Genomic DNA, 24437 nt, shown 5'->3' with positions numbered 1-24437 from the left:
GATAGCCTGATCGAGTGCGAATCGGCGTGAACGTCCCCAATTTCGGGCCCGGAACCGACCCCGGCGTGCTGCGCGACTGGGCGCGGACGGTGGAGGGTCTCGGCTTCGACCTGCTGATGGTCTCCGACCACGTCGTGGTGACGCCGGACGTGGCGGAGCAGTACCCGGCGCCCTTCTACGAGCCCTTCACCACCCTGTCCTGGCTCGCGGGCGTCACCGACAGGATCCGGCTGGGGACGACGGTGCTGATCCTGCCGTACCGGCATCCACTGCTGACGGCGCGGATGGCCGCGAACCTCAACGCGCTCAGCGGCGGGCGGCTGGTGCTCGGCGTCGGCGTCGGCTGGGCGCGGCAGGAGTTCGCGGCGCTCGGCGTCCCCTACGAACGGCGCGGCGCGCTGACGGACGAGTACCTGACGGCACTGCGCGAGGCTTGGAAGGACGAGGCGGACTACGCCGGCGGCCCCGTGCCGCTCTGGATCGGCGGCAACAGCGCGGCGGGACGCCGGCGGGCGGTCCGCGTCGGTGACGCGTGGCATCCGCTGCGGTTCACCCTGCCCTGGCTGCGCGAGGCCGTCGACGACCTCGCCTCTCAGGCACGCGAACAGGGACGGCCCCTACCCGCCCTCACGCCGCGCATCGCGCTGCGGCTCACGGCGGAGCCGGTGACCGGGCCGGACCGGCTCGCCGGCGAGGGCACCCTCGACCAGATCACCGCCGACCTCGACGGACTGCGGGCGCTCGGCGCGGACACCGTCGTCCTGGACCCCTTCAACGGCGACCCCCGCGAGATCCTGCGCCCGCAGACGGCGTGGCAGGCGCTCGCGGCCGTCGCCGCCCACCGCTCACGAACGGAGTGACGATGACCGACGAGATGACGACCCGGCTGCTGCGCCGGGCGGTCGAACTGGCCGCGGAGGCCCGTGCGTCCGGCAACCCGCCCTTCGGCTCGCTGCTGGCCGGGCCGGACGGCACGGTGCTCGCCGAGGACCGCAACAGCAGCCTGAGCGACGACGACATCACCGCCCACCCCGAGCTGAAGCTGGCGCGGTGGGCGGCCCGGGAGCTCGATCCGGCCACCGCGGCCGCCACCACCCTGTACACCAGCTGCCAGCCCTGCGGGATGTGCGCGGGCGCCATCGAGCGCTCGGGCCTGGGCCGGGTCGTCTACGCCCTGTCCACCGACCAGCTCACCGGGCTCAAGTCGCCCGCCGCCAAGGCCGGTTTCCCGCATGTGCCGCAGGACGGCCCGGCCCTGTACGACGAGGCCCGCGTCCCGGTCGAGGGCTACTACTGATCCCGCCGGCCCCCGTCCCGCGGTCTCACTCCTGCTTCTCGCCCGAGGCGAAGCGGGAGATGATCAGGGCGACGATGATGATGGCCCCGTTGAGGAACTGGTTCCACAGCGGGGGCACGCCCGCCAGGGTCATCACGTTGACGACGAGCTGCAGGGTGAGGACACCGGTCAGCGCCCCGAAGAGCGTGCCGCGGCCGCCGTTGAGGCTGACCCCGCCGATGACGGTCGCGGCGAAGACCTGGAAGATCCAGCCGCTGCCCTGGTCCGCGGAGATCGAGCCGTAGTGCCCGCTGTAGAGCACGCCCGCGAAGGCCGCGAGCACGCCGCCCACGATGAGCACCACCCAGGTGATCCGGTCCACCCGGATGCCCGCGGTGCGCGCGGCCTCGGGGTTGCCGCCGATCGCGTACAGCGCCCGGCCGTGCCGCAGCCAGGCGAGCGCGCAGCCGCCGACCGCGAAGAGCAGGGCGCAGACCCAGATCGCGGCGGGCACGCCGGCCCAGGACGCGTGGCCGAGGTAGGTGAAGGAGGCCGGCAGCTCGACGATGGAACGCCCCTCCGAGATGGCGATCTGCAGCCCGCGCAGCATGGTGAGCGCGCCGAGGGTGACGATGAAGCCGTTCAGCCGCAGCTTGAGGATGAAGAAGCCGTTGACGGCGCCGATGAGCGCGCCCACCAGCAGGCACAGCGGTATCGCCGTCCAGACCGGCAGCAGTTCCAGTCCGGTGAAGCGGCCGCCCGCGGAGGGCAGGACGAGCCAGACGGCGATGACGGGCGCGACGCCGATGGTGGACTCCAGCGACAGGTCCATCCGTCCCGCGATGAGGATCAGCGCCTGGGCCAGCACGAGCAGGCTGAGTTCGGTGGACTGCTGGGCGACGCCGATGAGGTTGTCGGAGGTGAGGAACGCCGGCGAGACGATGAAGCCGATGACGCCCAGCACCAGGATGGCGGGGACGAGGGACAGTTCGCGGAAGCGGGCGATCCCGCCCGGTACGCGGCGCGGCGTCCCGGCCGCGGCCGCCTCGGCGGTGGGCACCGGCGGCTCGGTGACGTCAGTGGTGGTGGACATGGCTACCCTTCCTCTTCCTCTCCCTGCTCGGTGTCCCGCTCCTGCGCGGGACGGGCGGCCACGCCCTCCATGGCGGCGACCAGGTCCTCGTCGCGCCAGCCCCGGCCGAACTCCGCGACCACCCGGCCGTGGAACATCGCCACGATCCGGTCGCACGCCCTGAGGTCGTCCAGCTCGTCGGAGACGACCAGCGCGGCCCGGCCGTCGTCGGCGACCTTGCGGATCCTGCCCAGCAGGAACTCCTTGGACCGCACGTCCACCCCGTTGGTGGGCCGTACCGCGACCAGCACATGGGGGTCGGTGGCCAGGGCCCGGGCGACCACGACCTTCTGCTGGTTGCCGCCGGAGAGCGCGGAGACGGAGGTCGCCGCGCCCGGCGTCCTGATGTCCAGGTCCTTGATCATGCGCTCGGCGAACTCGCGGGTCCGCGAGGGCAGTACGGTGCCGAACGGCCCGAGCTGGTCGGTCACCGTGAGGGTGGCGTTCTCGGCCACGCTGCGCGTGCCGACCAGGCCCTGGTGGTGGCGGTCCTCGGGGACCAGGCCCACCCCTGCGGCCAGGGCGGCGGGGACGCCGGAGCCACGCACCTCCCGGCCCGCGACGGTGATCCGCCCGGCGTCGGCGCGGTGCAGTCCGGCGAGGGTCTCCCCCAGCCGGACGTTGCCGCTGGCGGTGGCCCCGGCGAGGCCGACGACCTCACCGGCGCGGACCTCCAGGCGGACGTCGGCGTAGGCGCCGCGCAGGGTCAGGCCGGTCACGTCCAGCAGCGGCGCGCCCCCGGTGGCCGCCGCCCGGCCGCCCGCCGGGGCGCCCGCCGCGGGCGCGGCGGCGCTCTCCCCGGTCATCGCCTCGACCAGGGCGTCGTGGTCCAGTTCGGCCACCGGGGCGGTGACGACGTGGCGGGCGTCCCGGTAGACGGTGACGGTGGTGCAGAGGTCGTAGACCTCCTGCAGGTGGTGCGAGATGAAGAGGAACGCCACGCCCTGCCGTTGCAGGTCGCGGAGCTTGTCGAAGAGCCGGGTGATGCCGCGGGCGTCGAGCCGGGCGGTGGGCTCGTCGAGGATGATGAAGCGGGCGCCGAAGGACAGGGCGCGTGCGATCTCGACGAACTGCCGCTGCTCGACGCTGAGGTCGCGGGCGCGTGCGGCGGGGTCGATGTCGACCCCGTACTCGCCGAGCAGTTCGGCCGCGCGGCGGCGCAGTGCCGTCCACCGGATGGGGCGCAGCGCGCCGGGGCTCTGCCGGTTGAGGAAGAGGTTCTCGGCGACGGAGAGGTCGCCGATGACGGTGGAGCGCTGGTAGACGCAGGCGACCCGGGAGCGCCAGGCGTCGGTGTCGCCGAAGGAGGGCGCCGGTTCGCCCGAGAAGCGCAGGGTGCCGTCGTCGGGCTGCTGGAGGCCGGTGAGGATGCCGACGAGGGTGGACTTGCCGGCGCCGTTGCGGCCCACGAGGGCGTGCGACTCGCCCGGGGCGACCGAGATGCCCGCGTCGCGCAGCGCCACGGTGGCGCCGAACCGCTTGCTGATCCCGGTCGCCTCGGCCACGGCCGGCGGCGCGGTGGCGGGGTCCGCCATGGTGGTCTTCCGTTCTTCGGGTGCGGACGGACGGTCAGCCGATGTTGTTGCCCCACAGGGCCTTGTCGTCGACGTTCTCCTTGGTCACCAGCGGCGCGGGAAGCTGGTCCTCCAGGCCGTTGGGGATGCTGATGATCGTCGAGTCGTGGTCGGTGGGGCCCGCCTTGAAGGTCTTCCCCTCCGCGGCGGCCTTGGCGTAGTACAGCGCGTACTTGGCGTAGAGGTCGGCGGGCTGGGAGACGGTGGCGTCGATCTCGCCCTTGCGGATGGCGTCCAGCTCCTGCGGGATGCCGTCGTTGGAGACGATGCTGATGTGGCCCTTCTGCCCGGCCGGCTTGAGCAGGCCCTTCTGCTTGAGCAGGGCCAGCGTCGGCTGCAGGAAGACACCGCCCGCCTGCATGTAGATGCCGTTCAGGTCGGGGTGCTGGGCGAGCAGGCTCTGCAGCTTGGCGGAGGCGACGTCGCCCTTCCAGTCGGTGGGCAGCTCGAAGACCGTGATGCCGGGGAACTTCTCCTTCATGCACGCCGCGAACGCCTCGGAGCGGTCGCGGCCGTTGATGGAGTCCAGGGCGCCCTGGAACTCGGCGACCTTGCCCTTGCCGCCCAGTTGCTCGCCCAGGAACTCGCAGGCCTTGGTGCCGTACGCCTTGTTGTCGGCGCGGACGACCATGTAGACGTCGCCCTTGTCGGGGCGGGTGTCCACGCTGACCACGGGGATCTTCTTGCCGGCGAGGGTGTCGAGGGTGGAGGCGATGGCGCCGGTGTCCTGCGGGGCCATGACGACGGCCTTGGCCCCGGTGTTCTGGAAGACCTGGACGTTGGCGACGAGCTTGGTGATGTCGTTCTGCGAGTTGCTCCGCGGCAGCGCGTTCAGGCCGTCGTCCTCGATGCCCTTCTCGACGTACTGCGCGTAGGAGTTCCAGAAGTCGGAGTCCGAGCGTGGCAGGTCGATGCCGATGGCGGGCTTGTCGTCGCCGGAGCCGGCGGCGGTGCCGGTGCTGCCGCGGTTGCAGGCGGTGGCGAGTGCGGCCGTGACGAGAACGGCCGCGGCGATCGCGGCGGTGGAGCGCGTGCGGGCGGGCTTCATGCCGTGTTCTCCCTGTCCGGGTAAGCCGGGGCGATTCATCCGAGGTATCCCGGACGACAGGAAGGTAAGTCCGTCCCGCGACCCTGACAACCCCTTATACGGACACGATCGAATGGAGTTCGAGGGACGAGACATCCGAGGAATGGATTGCCAGCCCCGTCCCGGAGGCCTAGAGTCACCGTGGCGCGAGACCTCCGATGTCTTGGCCAGGCCGAGCGTGAAAGGCAGCCACTTGTCCGCAACCTCCGCCCGCATCACCGCGATCGACACCCACGACATCCGCTTCCCCACCTCACGGGAGCTCGACGGTTCGGACGCGATGAATCCGGACCCCGACTACTCCGCCGCGTACGTGGTGCTGCGGACCGATGCCGACGACGGCCACGAGGGACACGGCTTCGTCTTCACCATCGGCCGGGGCAACGACGTCCAGGTCGCGGCGATCGAGGCACTCCGCCCCCATCTCGTCGGCCGGCCGGTCGAGGAGCTGTGCGCCGATCCCGGCTCCGTGGCCCGCGACCTGACCGGCGACAGCCAGCTGCGCTGGCTGGGGCCCGAGAAGGGCGTGATGCACATGGCGATCGGAGCCGTCGTCAACGCCGTGTGGGACCTGGCCGCCAAGCGCCGGGGCCTGCCGCTGTGGCGGCTGCTGGCCGAGGCCGAGCCCGAATGGCTCGTCTCCCAGGTCGACTTCCGCTACATCGCCGACGCCCTCACCCCCGAGCGCGCGCTGGAACTGCTGCGTGCGGGCCGGAAGGGCGCCGCCGTGCGCACCGCCGAGCTGCTGGAGCACGGCTACCCCGGTTACACCACCTCGCCCGGCTGGCTCGGCTACTCCGACGAGAAGCTGACCCGCCTCGCCGAGCAGGCGGTGGCCGACGGCTTCACCCAGATCAAGCTGAAGGTCGGCGCAGACCTGGGCGACGACGTACGGCGCATGCGCACGGCCCGCGCCGCCGTGGGCCCGGACGTGCGCATCGCGATCGACGCCAACCAGCGGTGGGGCGTGGCCGAGGCCGTGGCATGGGTCACCGCGCTGGGCGAGTTCGACCCGTACTGGATCGAGGAGCCCACCTCCCCCGACGACGTCCTCGGCCACGCCGCGATCCGCAAGGCGGTCGCGCCGGTACGGGTCGCCACCGGCGAGCACGTGCAGAACCGGATCGTGTTCAAGCAGCTGCTGCAGGCCGGCGCGATCGACGTGCTGCAGATCGACGCGGCGCGGGTCGGCGGGGTCAACGAGAACCTGGCCATCCTGCTGCTGGCCGCCGCCTTCGGCGTCCCGGTGTGCCCGCACGCCGGCGGCGTCGGCCTGTGCGAGCTGGTCCAGCACCTGTCGATGTTCGACTTCGTGGCCCTGGCCGGGACGACCGAGGACCGCTCCATCGAGTACGTGGACCACCTCCACGAGCACTTCACCACGCCGGTCGTCATGCGCCGCGGCCACTACACCGCTCCGGAGGCACCCGGTTTCTCCGCGCAGATGAGGCCGGAATCGATCGACGCGTACCACTACCCCGACGGTACGTTCTGGGTGGCCGACCGGGCACGGCAGGAAGGTGGGACGGCATGAGCGAGGAGTTGCGCGACCTGGAGGGCCTCGGGGCCCTGGTCACGGGCGGCGCCTCCGGGATCGGGCTGGCGACCGCGCGGCTGCTGGCCGCGCGCGGCGCCCGCGTCGCCGTACTGGACCTGGCGCCGGACGGACTGCCGGCGCAGCTGACGGGTTTCAAGGCCGACGTCAGTGACGACGCCTCCACCCGCGCCGCCGTGGACGCCGCGGCGGAAGCCCTCGGCGGCCTCGACGTCCTGGTCAACAACGCGGGCATCGGGGCGGCGGGCACCGTCGAGGACAACCCCGACGAGCAGTGGCACCGCGTGCTCGACGTCAACGTGCTCGGGATGGTGCGCACCACCCGCGCCGCGCTCCCGCATCTGCGGCGCTCGGCCCGTCCCGCGGTCGTCAACACCTGCTCCATCGCCGCCACCGCCGGGCTGCCGCAGCGCGCGCTGTACAGCGCCAGCAAGGGCGCCGTGCTCTCGCTGACCCTGGCGATGGCCGCCGACCACGTCCGCGAGGGCATCCGGGTCAACTGCGTCAACCCCGGCACCGCCGACACCCCGTGGGTGGCCCGGCTGCTGGACGCCGCCGACGACCCCGAGGCGGAACGCGCCGCCCTCGACGCCCGGCAGCCGATGGGCCGTCTGGTGACCGCCGACGAGGTCGCCGCCGCCATCGTCTACCTGGCGAGCCCCGCCGCGGCCTCCGTCACCGGCACCGCGCTCGCCGTGGACGGCGGCATGGCCGGGCTCCGGCTGCGCCCGGCCGGGAAGTGAGGGCCCGGACCGCGATGCGCACCACCACCCTGGGCCGCAGCGAAGTCGCCGTCACCGAGGTGGGCTTCGGCGCCGCCCCGATCGGCAACCTCTTCACCCCGGTCGCCGACGACGCCGCCCGCGCGGCCGTGGACGCCGCCTGGGACGCAGGCGTCCGCTACTTCGACACCGCGCCCCACTACGGGCTCGGTCTGTCCGAACGCCGGCTCGGCGCCGCCCTGCGCGACCGGCCGCGGGCCGAATACACCGTCTCCACCAAGGTCGGGCGGCTGCTGGAGCCCGGCGGACCGGGCGGGGACGACCTGGCGAACGGCTTCGCCGTACCCGCCGGGCTGCGCCGCGTCTGGGACTTCAGCGCCGACGGCATCCGGCGCTCCGTCGAGGCGAGTCTGGAACGCCTCGGCCTGGACCGTGTCGACGTGGTGTACCTCCACGACCCCGACGACCACGCCGAGGAGGCCTTCGGGCAGGCGTACCCGGCGCTGGAGGAACTGCGCGCGCAGGGCGTGGTCGGGGCGATCGGCGCGGGCATGAACCAGACCGCCATGCTCGCCCGCTTCCTGCGGGACACCGACGTCGACGTGGTGCTGATGGCCGGCCGCTACACGCTGCTGGAACAGGAGGGCCTGGCCGAGGTGCTGCCGCTGGCGGCGGCCCGCGGCGCGAGCGTGGTCGTCGGCGGCGCCTTCAACTCGGGCCTGCTGATCGACCCGGGCGAGGACGCCACGTACGACTACGCCCCCGCCCCGGAGCCCGTGCTCGCCCGCGCCCGCCACCTGCGGTCGGTGACCGGCCGGCACGGCGTGCCGCTGCGCGCGGCCGCCCTGCGCTTCCCCGCGGCCCATCCCGCCGTCGCGAGCACGCTGGTGGGGCTGCGCTCCGCCGAGGAGGCACGGGACACCGCGGCGATGCTGCGGCTGCCGCTCCCGGCCCCGATGTGGGCCGACCTGCGCGCCGAGGGCCTGCTCCGCGCGGACGTACCCGTACCGGATGAGGAGGTGTCATGAGGGTCGCCCTGCACACGAAGGTGCGAGCGGACCGGATCGCCGCGTACGAGGCGGCGCACCGTGAGGTGCCCGCTGAACTGACCGCCGCCATCAGCGGCGCGGGCGTGCGGGAGTGGACGATCTGGCGCAGCGGCGGCGACCTCTTCCACCTGCTGGACGTCGACGACTACCCGGCGATGCTCGCCGCGCTGGAACGGCTGCCCGTCAACATCGCCTGGCAGGCGCGGATGGCGGAGCTGCTGGAGGTCGCCCACGACTACTCCGCCGAGGGCGCGGGGGCGCCGCTGCCGGTGGTGTGGCAGCTGTGACCGCGGTGGAGGGCATCGTCGACGCGCACCACCACCTGTGGGACCTGTCGGTGCGCGACCAGGACTGGATCACCGGGGAGCGGCTGGCCCCGCTGCGCCGCGACTTCACCCTCGCCGACCTGGAGCCGGAGACGAAGGCCGCCGGGGTCACCGCGACCGTCCTCGTCCAGACCGTCACGGTGGCCGCGGAGACCCCGGAGTTCCTGGCGCTGGCCGCGGGCAGCGACCTGGTGGCCGGGGTGGTCGGCTGGACCGACCTGACGGACCCCGCGGTCGCGGACCGGCTCGCCGCCCTGCGCGAACTGCCGGGCGGCGAGCACCTGGTGGGCATCCGCCACCAGGTGCAGGGCGAACCCGACCCCGAGTGGCTGCTCCGTCCCGACGTGCTGCGCGGGCTGCGCGCGGTGGCCGACGCGGGACTCGTCTACGACCTGGTGGTGCTCGCCCACCAGCTCCCGGCCGCGACCCGCGCCGCCGGCCTCGTGCCCGAGCTGGTGTTCGTCCTCGACCACCTGGGCAAGCCGCCCATCTCCGAGGGCGGGACACGGCCATGGAGCGACGACCTGCGGTCGCTCGCCGCGCGGCCCAACACCGTGTGCAAGCTGTCCGGCATGGTCACCGAGGCCGACTGGGACAGCTGGACCACCGAGGACCTCGCGCCCTACGCCGCCACCGTGCTCGACGCCTTCGGGCCCGGCCGCCTGATGTTCGGCTCCGACTGGCCGGTGTGCCGGCTCGCCGCCTCCTACGCCGAGGTGGTCGACACCGCCCACGCCCTGACCGGCGGACTGGACGACGGCGAGCGGCGGGAGGTCTTCTCCGGCACGGCCCGGCGCGTCTACGGCCTCTGATCCCCCCGCGCGCGGACCGGCCCCGGGCGGGGTGCGGGTGACTAGACTCCCACCCCTGGCAGCACGAGGGACGGGCGTGGGCGCGTGAGCGACGGCAGACCGGACACACCCCCGGCGAGCGCGGCGGGGCGGCTCACCGTGCGCGACGTCCTCGACCTCGACCTCGTGACGCCCTGGGTGCCGGAGGTCGTGGCCGGTTCCGCCCATCTGCACCGCGCGGTGCGCTGGCTGCACGTGGCCGAGGCCCTGGACGTCGGGGTCATGCTCAGCGGCGGGGAGATGGTGCTGACCACCGGACTGCTGCTGGCGGGCGACGAGCGGGCGCAGCGCGAGTACGTCGAGTCGATGCAGCGCGCTGACGTCGCGGCGGTCGTCCTGGGCCTCGGCCGGGCGTTCCGCACCACGCCCGAGCCGATGCGCCGGGCCGCCGAGCGCTGCGGGGTGCCGCTGATCGTGCTGCACCGGCCGGCACCGTTCGCGCGGCTCACCGAGGAGGTGCACGCGCGGCTGGTGCACGGCCGGTTCGCCGCGCTCGACCTCTCCGACCGGGTCCGCTCCTCGCTGACCGCGCTCAACCTCTCCGGCGCCAGCCTCCAGCAGGTCCTGGACGAGATAGCGGCGCACAGCGGATGTCCGGCCGTCGTCGTCAACCTCGCGCAGCGCGTGCTGGCCTCGGCCGGGAACAAGGGCTCGCTCAACGACCTGCTGCGCGACTGGGAGCGGGTCTCGGGTCAGGTCGCCGAACTGGCCGGCAGCGGCGCGGTGACGGTCGGCCCGGACGGCTGGGTCGTCGCCCCGCTGGAGGCGCGGGGCCGGCAGTGGGGGCGCCTGGTGCTCTTCGGCTACCACGGCCCGGAGGAGTTCGGCCGGGTGCTCGGCGCCCGTGCCTCCGAGGCGCTCGCCATGCACCGCCTCCTCGGTGACCAGGACCGGGGCTGGGAGGACCAGGCCGCCGAGTCGCTGCTGCACGACCTGGCGACGGGCACGGCCCGCCCCGAGCAGTTGGTCACCCGGGTGCGCGCCGCGGGGCTCCCGGTCAACCGGCGCACCTTCGTGCCCGTCGTCGTCCGCCCCCTCGGCGCGGTGCCGGAGGGCCGGGACGACATGCCGGAGCTGATCGAGCACGTGCTGGCCGAGCACCCCGGCGTCGCCGGACTGGTGGCGCGGATCGGCTCCGCCGGCACGGCGGTCCTGCTGAGCATCCCGTACGGTCAGGACGCCGACGCCGCCGTGCACAAGGTGGCGGTGCGGGTGCACGAGGAGCTCGCCGGGCGGCACCGTACCGCGGTGGCCGGCGCGGGTTTCGGCTGCCGGGAGCTGGACGAGGTCCGCCGTTCCTTCGTCGAGGCGGTGCACGTGGCGGACGCGGCGGTCGCCGGCCCGCCCGGGGCACCGGTGGCCCGGCTGCGCGACGTGCGGTTGCGCGGCCTGGTGCGCCTGCTGCGCGACGAGCCGGAGCTGCAGGCCTTCATCGGGCGGGAGCTGGGGCCCCTGCTGGGGAACCCCGCGCTGCTGGAGGTGCTGCGCACCTATCTGGCCACGGGCCGCAACAAGTCGGCCGCCGCCCAGGTCCACCACGTCAGCCGGCCCGCCCTGTACCGGCGGTTGCAGAGCATCGAGTCGCTGCTCGGCATCGACCTGGACGACTGGGAGCAGCTCACCTCGCTGTACGTGGCGCTGCTCGCGCACGAGGCGCAGCGCGCCGCGGGGCCCGGGTCCGGCCGCTGAGCGGACCGGACCCGGGCCCCGGTGCGAACCGGCGGGGTCAGCTCCTGCGGTCGGGCGCGAGACGGCCGAGCAGGAGGTAGACGAGGAGGGAGGCGGCGAGGCCGACGGCCCACCCGTAGTCCGCGAGCGGCTTCAGGAAGGGGATCATCCCGTCGACGGGGAACGGCCCCTGCTTGACGCCCTTGGCGTCGAGCCCGGAGTGCGAGCCGCCGATGGCCAGGACACCGCCGACCGCGAACGCCGCCAGCGCCCGCCAGTTCCACCCGCCGTCGTACCAGTAGCGGCCCTCCGTCCGGTACAGGTCGGCCAGTTCCAGCCGGGTGCGGCGCAGGATCCAGTAGTCGGCGATGAGGATGCCGGCCACCGTGCCGAGCAGACCGCCGACGGTGCCGAGCCAGGTGAAGATGTACGCCTGCGGGCTGGCCAGCAGCTTCCAGGGGAAGATGACGACGCCCACGACCGCGGTGATCAACGAGCCGGTGCGGAAGCTGATCCTGCGCGGCGCGATGTTGGAGAGGTCGAAGGCGGGCGAGACCACGTTGGCCGCGATGTTCACCGACAAGGTGGCCACCAGGACCGTGATCAGCGCGAAGAGCACCGCGGCCCAGTTGTCGAGCTTCGCGGCCAGCGCCACCGGGTCCCAGATCGGCTCGCCATACACCGCCTGCGAGCCGGAGGTCACCAGCACCGACAGCAGCGCGAACAGCGTCATCGTGGTGGGCAGTCCGAGGGACTGGCCCCACAGCTGGGCGCGCTGGCCGGCGGCGTAGCGGGTGAAGTCGGGGATGTTGAGGGAGAGGGTCGACCAGAAGCCGATCATGCCCATGAGGGCGGGGAAGAAGACCTTCCAGAAGTCACCGCCCCAGCCGAGTGCGGAGGGCTGGTCGAGCAGCGGGCCGAAGCCGCCGGCCTTCACGCTCATCCAGATCAGCAGCGCGATCGCGCCGACGATGACGAAGGGGGCCGCCCAGTTCTCGAACCTCCGCACCATCTCCATGCCGCGCACGATGATCGCGACCTGGATGATCCAGAAGACGACGAAGGAGAGCCACTGCGTCCACGGGTAGCCGCCGATCGTCCCGGCGGTCGCCCAGGAGTCGCCGAAGAGCTTCCCCGCGAGCAGGAAGATGCCGGAACCGCCGATCCAGGTCTGGATGCCGAACCACACGCAGGCGACCGCCGCCCGGACCAGGGCGGGCAGGTTGGCCCCGCGCACCCCGAACGACGCGCGGGCGAAGACCGGGAACGGGATGCCGTACTTGGGACCGGCGTGGCCGGTGAGCAGCATCGGTACGAGCACGATGAGGTTGGCGAGGGCGATGGTGAGCACCGCCTGCTTCCAGTCCATGCCGAGGGCCACCAGGCCCGAGGCGAGGGTCCAGGAGGCGACGTTGTGCGCCATCCCGATCCACAGCGCGGTGAAGTTGTACGTGGTCCACTTCCGCTTGGCGAGCGGAACGGGGAGCAGGTCCTCGTTGGCGTAGGGGCCGGACGGGACGGCGTCGGGCGAGAGCTCGACGCGGCCGTCGGCCCCGGCTCTTCCGGCGGGGGGTGGAGCGGTGGCTGTCATGGCAGCCCCCTTCGTTCGAGGCGGGGAACGGGGATCGAACGTGCCGTGCGGGGGGATGGCGGGCCCGGGATCAGCCGCGGAGCGCGGGGATGACGGTGGAGCCGTAGACGTCGATGGTGGACTCCTTGGCGTCCTGCATGTCGTACAGGGCGAACTGGTCGACACCGAGGGCCTTCAGGGCGCGCAGCTTCTCGACGTGCTGCTCTGCGGTGCCGATGAGGCAGAAGCGGTCGACGATCTCGTCGGGGACGAACGCGGTGTCGGGGTTGCCGGTGCGGCCGTGGTGCGAGTAGTCGTACCCCTCACGGGCCTTGATGTAATCCGTGAGCTCCTGGGGGACCGCGCTCGACACCTCGCCGTACCTGGTCACCAGGTCGGCGACGTGGTTGCCGACCATGCCGCCGAACCAGCGGCACTGGTCGCGGGCGTGGGCCAGGGCCTGCGGGGAGTCGTCCTCGGTGACGTACGCGGGGGCCGCCACGCAGACCTTCACCTGCGAGGGGTCGCGGCCGGCGGCGACCGCGGCGTCCCTGACCGACTTGACCATCCACTCGGTCAGGTAGACGTCGGCGAGCTGCAGGATGAACCCGTCCGCCTTCGCCCCGGTGATCGCCAGCGCCTTCGGCCCGTACGCCGCCATCCACACCGGCAGTTCGGCACCGGGCCGCACCCACGGGAACTTCACCACCGTCCCGCCGCCGAGGTCGGCCTCGCGGCCCTCGGCGAGCTCGCGGATGACGTGCATCGCCTCCTCGATGCGGGCGAGGGTGTTGGGCTTGCGGCCCGCCACTCGCATCGCCGAGTCGCCCCGGCCGATGCCGCAGATCGTCCGGTTGCCGAACATCTCGTTCAGCGTGGCGAAGGTCGAGGCGGTCACCTCCCAGGTACGGGTGCCCGGATTGGTGACCATCGGGCCGACGACCATCCGCTCCGTCCGCGCCAGGATCTGGCTGTAGATGACGAACGGCTCCTGCCACAGCACCGTGGAGTCGAACGTCCAGCCGTGGGTGAAGCCGTTGCGCTCGGCGCGCCGCATCAGCTCCACGACCCCCGACGCGGGCGGGTCCGTCTGCAGGACGAGACCAAAATCCATAGCTCTGCTCCCTGGGGTGGCTAGACGAGGTACTGGCAGGTCTCGCGGGTCTGGTAGCGGCCGTGGCCGGCCCGGCCCAGGTAGCGGTCCTGGTCGACGACGACGGTGCCGCGCGACATCACGGTGCGGGCCTTGCCGCGTACGCGCCGGCCCTCGTAGGCCGAGTAGTCGACGTTCATGTGGTGCGTGGAGGCGGACATGACCTGCTCCGCATCGGGGTCGTAGACGACGATGTCGGCGTCCGCGCCCGGCGCGATGGTGCCCTTGCGCGGATACAGCCCGAACATCCGCGCCGGGGTCGCGCAGGCGATCTCGATCCACCGGCGCCGGCTGATGTGCCCGTCCACCACCGCCTGATGGAGTAGGTCCATCCGGTTCTCCACCCCCGGCAGACCGTTGGGGATCTTGGAGAAGTCACCCCGGCCCAGCTCCTTCTGCCCCACGAAGCAGAACGGGCAGTGGTCCGTGGACACCACCTGCAGGTCGTTGGTCCGCAGACCCTTCCACAGCTCCGTCTGGTGCTCCCTGGGCCGCAGCGGCGTGGAACAGACGTACTTGGCGCCCTCGAAGTCCGGCTCGGCCAGGTTGTCCGTGGACAGGAACAGGTACTGCGGGCACGTCTCGGCGAAGACGTTGAGGCCGCGGTCGCGTGCCGTGGCCAGCTCCGCGACCGCCTGCTGGGCAGAGACGTGGACGACGTAGAGCGGCGCACCGGCCACCTCGGCCAGCCGGATGGCCCGGTGGGTCGCCTCGGCCTCCAGCAACTCCCGCCGGACCTCGCCGTGGTAGCGGGGGTCGGTCTTGCCCGCGGCCAGCGCCTGCTCGACCAGGACGTCGATGGCGATGCCGTTCTCCGCGTGCATCATGACCAGGCCGCCGTTGGCCGCGCCACGCTGCATGGCCCGCAGGATCTTGCCGTCGTCGCTGTAGAAGACGCCGGGGTAGGCCATGAACAGCTTGAAGGAGGTGACCCCTTCGTCGACGAGGAGGTCCATCTCCTTGAGGCTGTTCTCGTTGACGTCCGACACGATCATGTGGAACGCGTAGTCGACGGCGCAGTTGCCCTCGGCCTTGGCGTGCCAGGCGTCGAGTCCGGCACGCAGCGACTCGCCCACCGACTGGACGGCGAAGTCCACGATCGTCGTCGTACCGCCCCAGGCGGCGGCCCGGGTGCCGGTCTCGAAGGTGTCCGAGGCGTGGGTGCCGCCGAAGGGCAGCTCCATGTGGGTGTGCGCGTCGACACCGCCCGGGATGACGTACGTCCCGGTCGCGTCGATCACGGTGTCGGCCGTCCAGCCCTCGGCGACCGTGCTGCCGGTGGTGGCGAGGGCGACGATCCTCTCGTCCTCGACGAGGACGTCGGCGTGGACCTCCTCAGCGGCGGTGACGACCAGTCCGCCGCGGATCAGGGTTCGGCTCACCGGTTCCCTCCCTCCCTCAGGCCTCGGTCAGCGGGCCGTAGGCGTCGGGGCGGCGGTCCCGGTAGAAGGCCCACTGCTGACGGACCTCCTCGATCTTCCCGAAGTCCAGGTCGCGGACGACGAGTTCCTCCTCCTTGTCGGAGGCGACGTCGCCCACGAACTGACCGCGCGGGTCGACGAAGTAGGACGTGCCGTAGAAGTCGTTGTCGCCGTACTCCTCCTGGCCGACCCGGTTGATGGCGGCGACGAAGTACTCGTTGGCGACGGCCGCGGCCGGCTGCTCCAGCTGCCACAGGTACGAGGAGAGCCCGCGCGAGGTGGCGGAGGGGTTGTAGACCAGTTCGGCGCCGGCGAGGCCGAGTGCCCGCCAGCCCTCGGGGAAATGGCGGTCGTAGCAGATGTAGACGCCGACCTTGCCGACGGCCGTGTCGAAGACCGGCCAGCCCAGGTTGCCGGGCTTGAAGTAGTACTTCTCCCAGAAGCCCTTGACCTGCGGGATGTGGTGCTTGCGGTACTTGCCGAGGTAGCTGCCGTCGGCGTCGATCACGGCGGCGGTGTTGTAGTAGAAGCCCGCCTGCTCGATCTCGTAGACCGGCACCACCATCACCATGCGGAGCTCCTTGGCGAGCGCCTGCATCCGCACGATCGTCGGGCCGTCCGGCACCGGTTCCGCCCACCGGTAGTGCTCGGGCTCCTGCACCTGGCAGAAGTACGGGGCGTTGAACACCTCCTGGAAGCCGATGACCTGCGCCCCCTGGGCGGCCGCCTCGCGGGCGTACCGCTCGTGGAGGTCGGTCATCGATTCCTTGTCGCCGGTCCACTTCGTCTGGACGAGCGCGGCGCGCACTACTCGACTCATCGGTCTTCCCTCCGACGTCGCGGCAATGAGCGGGCCGCGGAGGTGAACTCCGGGCCGCTTGACGGCTGACATTAGGAGCCCTGGGGTGCGGGGTGCAGTACCACGCTGTAACGCGCTGGGGCCCCCGGCGTTCCGTCGCGTCACCTGTGCGGACACGGCCCACGGCGGTGTCAGGTCCGTTCGCGCGGCAGGTGAAATCGGTGTTTCGTCCCGGGCGCCGGCGTTACCGGCGGGTGTCCCCGACTCACCGACAAGAAATGTGGGCTGGACAAAAAAACTTTTCGGTGAGACGGTGGGGCCATGTTGGACGTGAGCGTGATCGAGGACTCGGCGGCCGCCGCCGCCACGCTGGACCCCGTACGGGCCCGCCTCCTCGCCGAGCTGGCGGAGGGGCCGGCGTCGGCGGCCATGCTCGCCGCCCGGGTCGGGCTGCCGCGGCAGAAGGTGAACTACCACCTGCGGACGCTGGAGGCGCACGGCCTGGTCGAGCTTGCCGGCGAACGCCGGAAGGGCAACGTCACCGAACGGCTGATGCGGGCCACCGCGGCCTCGTACGTGATCTCCCCGCTCGCGCTCGCCGCCGTCCAGCCGGACCCCGGGCGCTTCCGCGACCAGCTGTCCGCGCGCTGGCTGCTGGCCGTCGCCGCCCGGCTCGTCCGCGACGTCGGCACCCTGATCACCGGTGCGGCCAGGGCCCGCAAGCGGCTCGCGACGTACGCCCTCGACGGAGAGGTGCGCTTCGCCTCCGCCGCCGACCGGGCCGCGTTCGTGGAGGAGCTGACCCGCGGGGTGAGCGCGCTGATCGCCAAGTACCACGACGCTGACGGCGAGGGCGGTCGCGAGCACCGCATCGTGGTCGCGCTCCACCCCACCGTCAAGGAACCCGGTCCCCCGTCCGGGCCGTCCGGGGAGTCCGCACCGGCCGTCGGGCGGGCCACGCCGGCCGCCGTCGAGGAGTCCCCGTGAGCGGCCCGTGACCCGTCCCGGCCCGCACTGCACCGCACCGCCGAACACCCCCCACCACCCCACCACCCACCACGTCGTCCGGGCGTCCGGGCCCGTCCCCCGAGGAGCGAGCAGCACCATGTCCAAGGAATTCGAGATCGTCCGCGAGTTCGAGACCGAGGCGAGCCCGGAGGAGGTCTGGGAGGCCGTCACCACCGGTTCCGCCGGCTGGCTGTGGCCCCAGGAGTTCGAGCCGCGCAAGGGCGGCGCCGCGCCCTTCGGCGGCACCCTCACCGCCTGGGACCCGCCGCACCACCTGATCGCCCGGTCGGAGAGCCCGGAGGGCGTCGACAACCAGTTCTTCAACCAGCTCGAGCACGTCGTCGAGGAGCGCGAGGGCGGCGGTGCCTGGGTGCGCTACGTGCACAGCGGCGTCTTCGTCGACGACTGGGACAACCAGTACGACGGCGCGAGCAAGCACACCGACTTCTACCTGCACACCCTGCGCCAGTACCTGACCCACTTCACCGGGCGGCCGGCCGCCTTCGCCACCGTGGGCGGCCCCGCCGCGTCCACCGCGCCGGACGCCCTCGAGGCCGTCAGCCGCGCCCTCGGGGTGCCGGACGACGCGGCCGAGGGCGCCGTGGTGCGTGTCGAACTGCCCGGCGCCGGGCCGGTGGAGGCCGTGGTCGACTACCGCGACCGGTACTTCGTCGGCCTGCGGACCGGCGACGCGATGTACCGGGTCTTCGGCCGCAACCACTTCGGCGCCCCGGTCGGCGTGAGCGTGCACGACTTCGCCCCCGGCGCCGACGGCGAGCGGGCCGGGCAGCGCTGGCAGGCGTGGCTGGACGGCGTCTTCGCGTAACCGCGCGCCCCACCGCGCCCCGTGCACGGGACCGCCCCGGCTGGATCACCAGCCGGGGCGGTTCGCGTCGTGCTGCCGGTCGCGTCAGGCGAGGGTCGCCAGCGCCTCGTTGAAGGTCGCGGACGGACGCATGACGGCCGCGGCCTTGGCCGGGTCGGGCTGGTAGTAGCCGCCGATCTCTGCCGGAGAGCCCTGCACGGCGATCAGCTCGTCGACGATCACCTGCTCCCTCTCGGTCAGCGTCTGGGCGAGCGGGCCGAAGGCCTTGGCCAGCTCGGCGTCGTCCGTCTGCCCGGCCAGCTCCTGGGCCCAGTACATCGCCAGGTAGAAGTGGCTGCCGCGGTTGTCGATGCCGCCGAGCCGGCGGCTGGGCGACTTGTCCTCGTTGAGGAAGGTGCCCGTGGCGCGGTCGAGGGTGTCGGCCAGGACCTGGGCGCGGGCGTTGCCCGTGGTGGTCGCCAGGTGCTCGAAGCTGACCGCGAGCGCGAGGAACTCGCCGAGGCTGTCCCAGCGCAGGTAGTTCTCCTTGACCAGCTGCTGGACGTGCTTGGGCGCGGAGCCGCCGGCGCCGGTCTCGAAGAGGCCGCCGCCGTTCATCAGCGGCACGACCGACAGCATCTTGGCGCTGGTGCCCAGCTCCAGGATCGGGAAGAGGTCGGTCAGGTAGTCGCGCAGCACGTTGCCGGTGACGGAGATCGTGTCCTCGCCGCGGCGGATGCGGTCGAGGGAGAACTTGATCGCCTCGACCGGGGACTTGATCTCGATCCGCAGGCCCTCGGTGTCGTGCTCCGTCAGGTACTGCTTCACCTTGGTGATGAGGTTCGCGTCGTGGGCGCGCTCCTCGTCCAGCCAGAACACCGCCGGGTCGCCGGTCGCGCGGGCGCGGGTGACGGCGAGCTTGACCCAGTCCTTGATCGGCGCGTCCTTGGTCTGGCAGGCGCGGAAGATGTCGCCGGCGGAGACGGCCTGCTCCAGGACGACGTTCCCGGCCTGGTCGACCAGGCGGACGGTGCCGGTGTGCTGGATCTCGAAGGTCTTGTCGTGGCTGCCGTACTCCTCGGCCTTCTGCGCCATGAGGCCGACGTTGGGCACCGAGCCCATCGTGGCCGGGTCGAAGGCGCCGTGCGCGCGGCAGTCGTCGATGACGGCCTGGTAGATGCCGGCGTAGCTGCTGTCCGGGAGCACCGCGAGGGTGTCGGCCTCCTGGCCGTCCGGGCCCCACATGTGGCCGGAGGTGCGGATCATGGCCGGCATCGAGGCGTCGACGATGACGTCGCTCGGGACGTGCAGGTTGGTGATGCCGCGGTCGGAGTCGACCATGGCCAGGGCCGGGCCCTCGGCCAGCTCCGCCTCGAAGGAGGCCTTGATCGCCGCGCCGTCGGCCAGGGACTCGACGCCCTTGAGGATGCCGCCGAGGCCGTCGTTCGGGGTGAGGCCGGCCGCCGCGAAGGTCTCGCCGTACTGGGCGAAGGTCTTGGGGAAGAAGGCGCGGACCACGTGGCCGAAGACGATGGGGTCGGAGACCTTCATCATCGTCGCCTTCAGGTGCACCGAGAACAGGACGTCCTCGGCCTTGGCGCGGGCGACCTGCTCGCCGAGGAACTCGCGCAGCACGGCGACGCGCATGACGGAGGCGTCCACGACCTCGCCCGCGAGCACCGGCACCGACTCGCGCAGCACGGTGGTCGTGCCGTCGTCGCCGACCAGCTCGATGCGCAGCGCGCCGTCCTCGGCGATGACGGCGGACTTCTCCGTGGAACGGAAGTCGTCGGCGGTCATGTGCGCGACGTTCGTCTTCGAGTCGGCCGACCACGCGCCCATGCGGTGCGGGTGCGCCTTGGCGTAGTTCTTGACCGACGCGGGGGCGCGGCGGTCGGAGTTGCCCTCGCGCAGGACGGGGTTGACGGCGCTGCCCTTGATCTTGTCGTAGCGGGCGCGGACGTACTTGTCCTCGTCGGACTTCGGGTCGTCCGGGTAGTCCGGCAGCGCGTAGCCCTGCGCCTGCAGCTCGGCGACCGCGGCCTTCAGCTGCGGGATCGAGGCCGAGACGTTCGGCAGCTTGATGATGTTCGCGGCCGGGGTCTTGGCGAGCTCGCCGAGCTCGGCGAGGGCGTCGGCGATGCGCTGGCCCTCCTCCAGGTACTCGGGGAAGCTCGCGATGATGCGCCCGGCCAGGGAGATGTCACGGGTCTCCACGGCGACTCCGGCCGTGGAGGCGTACGCCTGGATCACGGGCAGGAACGAGTACGTCGCCAGCGCCGGCGCCTCGTCGGTGTGCGTATAGATGATGGTCGAGTCAGTCACCGGGTGCTCCGCTCCACGTCTGCAACATTGCTCGACATCAAGATATCTCGTGAGCGGCCACCACTCGAATGGACCCTCCCGGCGCCCGGGCACCGCCCCCCGGCCCCGCCCCGGCGGCGCCGGGCACCCCGGACGGGACGCTCATGGTGCCCGCCCGCATACCCGGCGGCACAACTGTGGTGTTCCACCACATGGGAGCGTGACGTGGCCGTTTCTACGGTGTGGCGACATCGGAAACGTCCCCGTCCCCCGCCCGGAAGTGGTGACCATGGCAACCCCGGCACCCGCGCCCACCGCACCCGGCTCGCTCCGCAGAATCGTCGCGGCGAGCCTCATCGGCACCACCATCGAGTGGTACGACTTCTTCCTCTACGGCTCCGCCGCCGCGCTGGTCTTCAACAAGCTGTTCTTCCCCAACGAGGAACCCCTGGTCGGCACGCTGCTGTCGTTCCTCACCTACGCGGTCGGCTTCGCCGCCCGCCCGGTGGGCGCCCTCGTCTTCGGCCACTACGGGGACCGCCTCGGCCGCAAGCGGCTGCTCGTGCTGAGCCTGCTGCTCATGGGTGGCGCGACCTTCTGCATCGGCCTGCTGCCGACGTTCTCCACGATCGGCGTCGCCGCTCCGGTGCTGCTCACCATGCTCCGCCTCGTGCAGGGCTTCGCGCTCGGCGGCGAGTGGGGCGGCGCGGTGCTGCTGGTCTCGGAGCACGGCGACGCCAAGCGGCGCGGGTTCTGGGCCTCGTGGCCGCAGACGGGCGCGCCGGCCGGGCAGCTGCTCGCCACCGGTGTGCTGTCGGCGCTGACCGCGCTGCTCTCGGACGACGCGTTCACCTCGTGGGGCTGGCGGATCCCGTTCCTCCTCTCGGGCGTGCTCGTGATGGTGGGGCTGTGGATCCGGCTGTCGGTCGACGAGTCCCCCGTGTTCAAGGCGGCGCTGGCCAGGGCGGAGGCCCGCAAGGCGGAGGAGTCCACGATCGAGCGGCTGCCGCTGGTGTCGGTCCTGCGCGACCACTGGCGGGACGTCCTGGTGGCGATGGGTGCCCGCATGGCGGAGAACATCAGCTACTACGTCATCACCGCCTTCGTCCTCGTCTACGCCGTCGAGCACGCGGCCCTGGGCAAGCAGACCGCGCTGAACGCCGTGCTCATCGCCTCCGCGGTGCACTTCGCCGTCATCCCGGCCTGGGGCGCGCTCTCCGACCGCGTCGGGCGCAGGCCGGTGTACCTGCTGGGCGCGGCGGGCGTCGGCCTGTGGGCCTTCCCGTTCTTCGCGCTGATCGACACAAAGAGCTTCCCGGCCCTGCTGCTGGCCGTCACGGGCGGCCTGGTGCTGCACGGCGCCATGTACGCGCCGCAGGCGGCCTTCTTCTCCGAGATGTTCGCGACCCGCATGCGCTACTCCGGGGCCTCGATCGGCGCCCAGTTCGCCTCCGTGGCCGCGGGCGCCCCGGCTCCGCTCATCGCGACCGCGCTGCTCGCGGCCTACGACAGCTCGGTCCCCATCTCGCTGTACGTCATCGCCGCCGCGCTGCTCACGCTGGTCGCGGTCGGGGTGGCCAAGGAGACGCGCGGCCGGGACCTCGACGCCGTCGAGTCGGGGACCGCTGAGGACGCCCCGCTGGCCCGGTCGGCCCACGCGGGCTGACCCCGGGCGGACACGTTCCGCACCCCCCGGTACGTGGACCCCGTCACGGCATGTCAGTGGCGGGGTCTACTGTCGTGACCGTGAGTGACACGAGAGCGATGACGGGGGTGCTCCACCATGTCGAGCTGTGGGTTCCGGAGCTGGAGCGCGCGGACGCCGAGTGGGGCTGGCTGCTGGGCGAGCTCGGCTACGTCCGGTACCAGCGGTGGGACGCGGGCCGCAGCTGGCGGCTGGGGGCGACCTATATCGTCGTCGAGCGGTCACCGGATCTCGTCGAGGGGCCGCACGAGCGCCGCAGGGCGGGGCTGAACCACCTCGCGTTCCATGTGGCGGGCCGCGCGGAGCTGGACGCCCTGGTGGCCCGCTCGCCGCGGCACGGCTGGACGCTGATGTTCCCCGAGCTGCATCCGTACGCCGGTGGCGAGGAGCACTACGCCGCCTACCTGGAGAACGGCGACGGGTTCGAGGTGGAGCTGGTCGCGGGCCCGGATCAGACCTGACCGGCGGGGCCCGGCGGGCCCTCCTGCCCGGCCGAGAGCCGGTGCAGGCGCAGCGCGAGCTGGATCTCCAGCGAACGGTCCGGGGCCTGCCAGTCGGCGCCGAGCAGGTGGGAGATGCGCTCCAGGCGCTGCGCGACGGTGTTGACGTGCACGTGGAGGGCGTCCTTGGTGCGCACGGGGCTCATCCCGCTGGCGAAGTAGGCGTCCAGGGTGCGCACGAGGTCGGTGCCCCGGCGGCTGTCGTAGTCGGCGACGGCGCCGATCGTGCGGTGCACAAACCCGTCGACGTCGCGCGACTCGGTCAGCAGCAGTCCGAGGAAGCCGAAGTCGTCGCCCGCGGCGCCCTCGCCGACCCGGCCGAGGGCGCGCAGCGTGTCGCCGCAGCGCTGCGCTTCCGCGTAGGCCAGGGCGACGGCGCCGGGCCGGCCGGCCGGCGCGTGGACGGGGCCGGACGCCCCCACCGTGACGGCCGCCTGCACCGCCGTGCCCAGCTGCTGGGCGATCCGGCGGGCGGTGGCGGAGGCGTCGGAGCCCGGCTCCAGCGGGAGCAGCAGCACGGTGCCGCCGTCGCGTGCGGCGGCCAGACCCCGCCGGGTGGCGGCGAGGTGGGAGGCGGCCGACCACAACCGCTGCCGGTCTGCTGCGGCCCCGGCGTGCTCCTCGTCGACGCGGGCGGCGAGGACGACGTGCGGGGCGTCGAGGTCCGCGCGGAGCCGGCCCGCGCGTTCGCGCAGCAGTGCGGGGTCACGCTGCGGGGCGTCGAGCAGGTCGTCCAGGAGCTCGCCCCGGAAGCGCTGCTCGGCCTCGGCGGCGGTGCGCCGGGCGAGCAGCAGCAGCGAGGTGACCATGGCGGCCCGCTCCAGCGTGCGCTGGTCGACGGGGTCGAGTTCGGGGTGGCCGTGCAGCACGAGGGCGCCCAGCAGTTCGCCGCCCGCGGTGACGGCGGCCGTCCAGGTCTCGCCCTGCCGTACGGCGTGGCCGTCCTTCCGGGAGCGGGCCACCGCGTCGGCGAGCGCGTCGGGGACGGGGTCGCGGTCGGTGCCGACGACCCGCACCGTCCCGGAGAGCACCTCGGCGACGGCGTCCGCGACGTCGTCCACGCCGCCGCCGCGCAGGACGAGCTCGGTGAGCCGGTCGTGCACCTCGGAGGCCCGTTCCAGCACGGCGCTGTGGCTGCGGATGGTCTCGTTGGCGGTGCCCAGGTCGGCGAGCGCGGACCGGGTCTCCTCCAGCAGGTTCGCCGTGTCGATGGCGACGGCGGCGAGCGAGGCGAGGGAGGCCAGCAGGGCGATCTGGCCGCGTTCGAACACCCGGGCCCGGCGGTCCGCGGCGTACAGCACCCCGATGACGCCGGTGCCCAGCACGAGGGGCACGCCGAGGATCGCCACCAGGCCCTCGTCGTGCACGGCCGAGTCGATCGGGTCGGTGTGCCGGAAGCGCTCGTCGTCGAAGTAGGACTCGGTGACGTAGGGCAGCGCGGTCTGCGCGACCAGACCGCCGAGCCCCTCCCCCATCCCGAGCCGCACCCGCTGGAACTCGGCGGAGACCGACCCCTCGGTGACCCGCATGTAGGTGTCGCCAGCCTTCCGGTCGATCAGGCTGAGGTAGGCGACGTCCGTGCCGAGCAGGGACCTGGCCCGCTGCACGATGGCCTGCAGCACCGAGTCCAGGTCCCGCAGGCCCGCGAGGTCGCCCGCCGTCTCGAACAGCGCCGACAGCTCGGCCTCGCGCCGCCGCCGGCCCTCCAGTTCCGCCCGCACGCGCAGGGCCAGCAGCTTGGCCTGCTCCATCTCCGCGAGCACGGCGGGGGGCGCGCCCTCGGCCCTGGCCGTGAGGACCGGCCGCTCGTACTCCTCGGCCGGTGCCCCGCGGGCGAGCAGCCGCAGGAAGGGTGCGTCGGAAGGGCTGTGGGGAGCCATGGTTCCGCCGTCGTCGTCGGGGGCGTCGTGTGGGTCGCGGGGCACGCTGTCA

At 72.7% G+C, this 24437-nt stretch carries 21 protein-coding genes; 12 read left to right on the top strand and 9 right to left on the bottom strand.

All coding sequences use genetic code 11. The features are described 5' to 3' along the window. Positions 1 to 14 precede the first annotated feature (14 nt). Together OG937_35125 and OG937_35120 are read left to right on the top strand one after the other, a co-directional pair. Positions 15 to 860, top strand: coding sequence for a TIGR03619 family F420-dependent LLM class oxidoreductase (locus OG937_35125; protein WUD76553.1), 846 nt, complete (start codon positions 15 to 17; stop codon positions 858 to 860). Positions 861 to 862: 2 nt separating this feature from the next. Continuing rightward, entirely contained in the window at positions 863 to 1297 is a 435-nt protein-coding gene (locus OG937_35120) for a nucleoside deaminase (GenBank protein WUD76552.1), read from the top strand. Between the two features lie 25 nt (positions 1298 to 1322). Here the strand turns inward: OG937_35120 and OG937_35115 are convergent, their stop codons facing one another. From OG937_35115 to OG937_35105, 3 genes are read right to left on the bottom strand one after another with little or no spacing between them, the layout of a single operon-like run. Further along, positions 1323 to 2369 (bottom strand): ABC transporter permease, encoded by a 1047-nt coding sequence (locus tag OG937_35115; protein WUD76551.1) that lies wholly within the window; start codon positions 2367 to 2369, stop codon positions 1323 to 1325. Positions 2370 to 2371: 2 nt separating this feature from the next. Further along, positions 2372 to 3943, bottom strand: a complete 1572-nt coding sequence (locus OG937_35110; GenBank protein ID WUD76550.1) for a sugar ABC transporter ATP-binding protein — start codon at positions 3941 to 3943, stop codon at positions 2372 to 2374. 34 nt (positions 3944 to 3977) lie between these two features. Further along, positions 3978 to 5030: a sugar ABC transporter substrate-binding protein gene (locus OG937_35105; GenBank protein ID WUD76549.1), complete on the bottom strand. Its 1053-nt coding sequence runs from the start codon at positions 5028 to 5030 to the stop codon at positions 3978 to 3980. A gap of 232 nt (positions 5031 to 5262) precedes the next feature. On the opposite strand from OG937_35105, the gene OG937_35100 reads away from it, so the two are divergent. The 6 genes from OG937_35100 to OG937_35075 all read left to right on the top strand — a co-directional run bounded on the left by OG937_35100 (position 5263) and on the right by OG937_35075 (position 11261). After that, positions 5263 to 6603, top strand: a complete 1341-nt coding sequence (locus OG937_35100; GenBank protein ID WUD76548.1) for a fuconate dehydratase — start codon at positions 5263 to 5265, stop codon at positions 6601 to 6603. Then, positions 6600 to 7367 carry an SDR family oxidoreductase gene (locus OG937_35095; protein ID WUD76547.1) on the top strand — a complete coding sequence of 256 codons (768 nt, stop codon included), beginning with the start codon at positions 6600 to 6602 and terminating at the stop codon, positions 7365 to 7367. The genes OG937_35100 and OG937_35095 overlap by 4 nt, the downstream gene beginning before the upstream one ends. 14 nt (positions 7368 to 7381) lie before the next feature. Further along, entirely contained in the window at positions 7382 to 8374 is a 993-nt protein-coding gene (locus OG937_35090) for an aldo/keto reductase (protein WUD76546.1), read from the top strand. Beyond that, the gene (locus OG937_35085) at positions 8371 to 8682 is read left to right on the top strand and encodes an L-rhamnose mutarotase (GenBank protein WUD76545.1); all 312 of its coding nucleotides are present in this window, start codon (positions 8371 to 8373) and stop codon (positions 8680 to 8682) included. The genes OG937_35090 and OG937_35085 overlap by 4 nt, the downstream gene beginning before the upstream one ends. Then, a complete protein-coding gene (locus tag OG937_35080; protein ID WUD78991.1) occupies positions 8679 to 9533 on the top strand; it encodes an amidohydrolase family protein in 855 nt (284 codons plus the stop codon). Before OG937_35085 ends, OG937_35080 begins: the two co-directional genes overlap by 4 nt. An 84-nt stretch (positions 9534 to 9617) precedes the next feature. Further along, entirely contained in the window at positions 9618 to 11261 is a 1644-nt protein-coding gene (locus OG937_35075) for a PucR family transcriptional regulator (GenBank protein ID WUD76544.1), read from the top strand. Between the two features lie 37 nt (positions 11262 to 11298). On the opposite strand, the gene OG937_35070 is transcribed toward OG937_35075, so the two are convergent. The 4 genes from OG937_35070 to OG937_35055 all read right to left on the bottom strand — a co-directional run bounded on the left by OG937_35070 (position 11299) and on the right by OG937_35055 (position 16204). Further along, the gene (locus OG937_35070; protein WUD76543.1) at positions 11299 to 12831 is read right to left on the bottom strand and encodes an NCS1 family nucleobase:cation symporter-1; all 1533 of its coding nucleotides are present in this window, start codon (positions 12829 to 12831) and stop codon (positions 11299 to 11301) included. 70 nt (positions 12832 to 12901) lie between these two features. Continuing rightward, the gene (locus OG937_35065; protein WUD76542.1) at positions 12902 to 13924 is read right to left on the bottom strand and encodes a TIGR03842 family LLM class F420-dependent oxidoreductase; all 1023 of its coding nucleotides are present in this window, start codon (positions 13922 to 13924) and stop codon (positions 12902 to 12904) included. 20 nt (positions 13925 to 13944) lie between these two features. After that, entirely contained in the window at positions 13945 to 15345 is a 1401-nt protein-coding gene (gene hydA, locus OG937_35060) for a dihydropyrimidinase (GenBank protein ID WUD76541.1), read from the bottom strand. A gap of 16 nt (positions 15346 to 15361) precedes the next feature. Continuing rightward, on the bottom strand, positions 15362 to 16204 hold the full coding sequence (locus OG937_35055) for an acyltransferase (GenBank protein ID WUD76540.1): 843 nt from the start codon (positions 16202 to 16204) through the stop codon (positions 15362 to 15364). A gap of 300 nt (positions 16205 to 16504) precedes the next feature. Here OG937_35055 and OG937_35050 point away from each other — a divergent pair, with 300 nt between their 5' ends. Both OG937_35050 and OG937_35045 read left to right on the top strand, forming a co-directional pair. Further along, positions 16505 to 17170 (top strand): helix-turn-helix domain-containing protein, encoded by a 666-nt coding sequence (locus OG937_35050; GenBank protein ID WUD76539.1) that lies wholly within the window; start codon positions 16505 to 16507, stop codon positions 17168 to 17170. 118 nt (positions 17171 to 17288) lie between these two features. Next, complete coding sequence (locus tag OG937_35045; GenBank protein ID WUD76538.1) at positions 17289 to 18017, top strand: SRPBCC domain-containing protein; 729 nt, start codon at positions 17289 to 17291, stop codon at positions 18015 to 18017. Between the two features lie 84 nt (positions 18018 to 18101). Here the strand turns inward: OG937_35045 and OG937_35040 are convergent, their stop codons facing one another. Next, positions 18102 to 20321 carry an NADP-dependent isocitrate dehydrogenase gene (locus OG937_35040; protein ID WUD76537.1) on the bottom strand — a complete coding sequence of 740 codons (2220 nt, stop codon included), beginning with the start codon at positions 20319 to 20321 and terminating at the stop codon, positions 18102 to 18104. Between the two features lie 268 nt (positions 20322 to 20589). Here OG937_35040 and OG937_35035 point away from each other — a divergent pair, with 268 nt between their 5' ends. Together OG937_35035 and OG937_35030 are read left to right on the top strand one after the other, a co-directional pair. Continuing rightward, positions 20590 to 21966 (top strand): MHS family MFS transporter, encoded by a 1377-nt coding sequence (locus tag OG937_35035; protein ID WUD76536.1) that lies wholly within the window; start codon positions 20590 to 20592, stop codon positions 21964 to 21966. Positions 21967 to 22046: 80 nt separating this feature from the next. Beyond that, a complete protein-coding gene (locus OG937_35030; GenBank protein ID WUD76535.1) occupies positions 22047 to 22466 on the top strand; it encodes a VOC family protein in 420 nt (139 codons plus the stop codon). On the opposite strand, the gene OG937_35025 is transcribed toward OG937_35030, so the two are convergent. Beyond that, a complete protein-coding gene (locus tag OG937_35025; protein ID WUD78990.1) occupies positions 22457 to 24385 on the bottom strand; it encodes a GAF domain-containing protein in 1929 nt (642 codons plus the stop codon). The genes OG937_35030 and OG937_35025 overlap by 10 nt on opposite strands. Between the last annotated feature and the right edge of the window lie 52 nt (positions 24386 to 24437).

It is taken from the genome of Streptomyces sp. NBC_00510 (genome assembly GCA_036013505.1).
Taxonomy (GTDB): Bacteria; Actinomycetota; Actinomycetes; order Streptomycetales; family Streptomycetaceae; genus Actinacidiphila.
The sequence above is the reverse complement of the archived record's forward strand: the minus strand, read 5'-3'. Positions and strand labels throughout refer to the sequence as shown.

Coding starts and splice junctions, on each gene's coding strand:
- OG937_35120 (WUD76552.1), top strand. CDS start 863: ATGACCGACGAGATGACGACCCGGCTGCTGCGCCGGGCGGTCGAACTG.
- OG937_35115 (WUD76551.1), bottom strand. CDS start 2,369: ATGTCCACCACCACTGACGTCACCGAGCCGCCGGTGCCCACCGCCGAG.
- OG937_35110 (WUD76550.1), bottom strand. CDS start 3,943: ATGGCGGACCCCGCCACCGCGCCGCCGGCCGTGGCCGAGGCGACCGGG.
- OG937_35105 (WUD76549.1), bottom strand. CDS start 5,030: ATGAAGCCCGCCCGCACGCGCTCCACCGCCGCGATCGCCGCGGCCGTT.
- OG937_35095 (WUD76547.1), top strand. CDS start 6,600: ATGAGCGAGGAGTTGCGCGACCTGGAGGGCCTCGGGGCCCTGGTCACG.
- OG937_35090 (WUD76546.1), top strand. CDS start 7,382: ATGCGCACCACCACCCTGGGCCGCAGCGAAGTCGCCGTCACCGAGGTG.
- OG937_35085 (WUD76545.1), top strand. CDS start 8,371: ATGAGGGTCGCCCTGCACACGAAGGTGCGAGCGGACCGGATCGCCGCG.
- OG937_35070 (WUD76543.1), bottom strand. CDS start 12,831: ATGACAGCCACCGCTCCACCCCCCGCCGGAAGAGCCGGGGCCGACGGC.
- OG937_35065 (WUD76542.1), bottom strand. CDS start 13,924: ATGGATTTTGGTCTCGTCCTGCAGACGGACCCGCCCGCGTCGGGGGTC.
- OG937_35055 (WUD76540.1), bottom strand. CDS start 16,204: ATGAGTCGAGTAGTGCGCGCCGCGCTCGTCCAGACGAAGTGGACCGGC.
- OG937_35050 (WUD76539.1), top strand. CDS start 16,505: ATGTTGGACGTGAGCGTGATCGAGGACTCGGCGGCCGCCGCCGCCACG.
- OG937_35045 (WUD76538.1), top strand. CDS start 17,289: ATGTCCAAGGAATTCGAGATCGTCCGCGAGTTCGAGACCGAGGCGAGC.
- OG937_35035 (WUD76536.1), top strand. CDS start 20,590: ATGGCAACCCCGGCACCCGCGCCCACCGCACCCGGCTCGCTCCGCAGA.
- OG937_35025 (WUD78990.1), bottom strand. CDS start 24,385: ATGGCTCCCCACAGCCCTTCCGACGCACCCTTCCTGCGGCTGCTCGCC.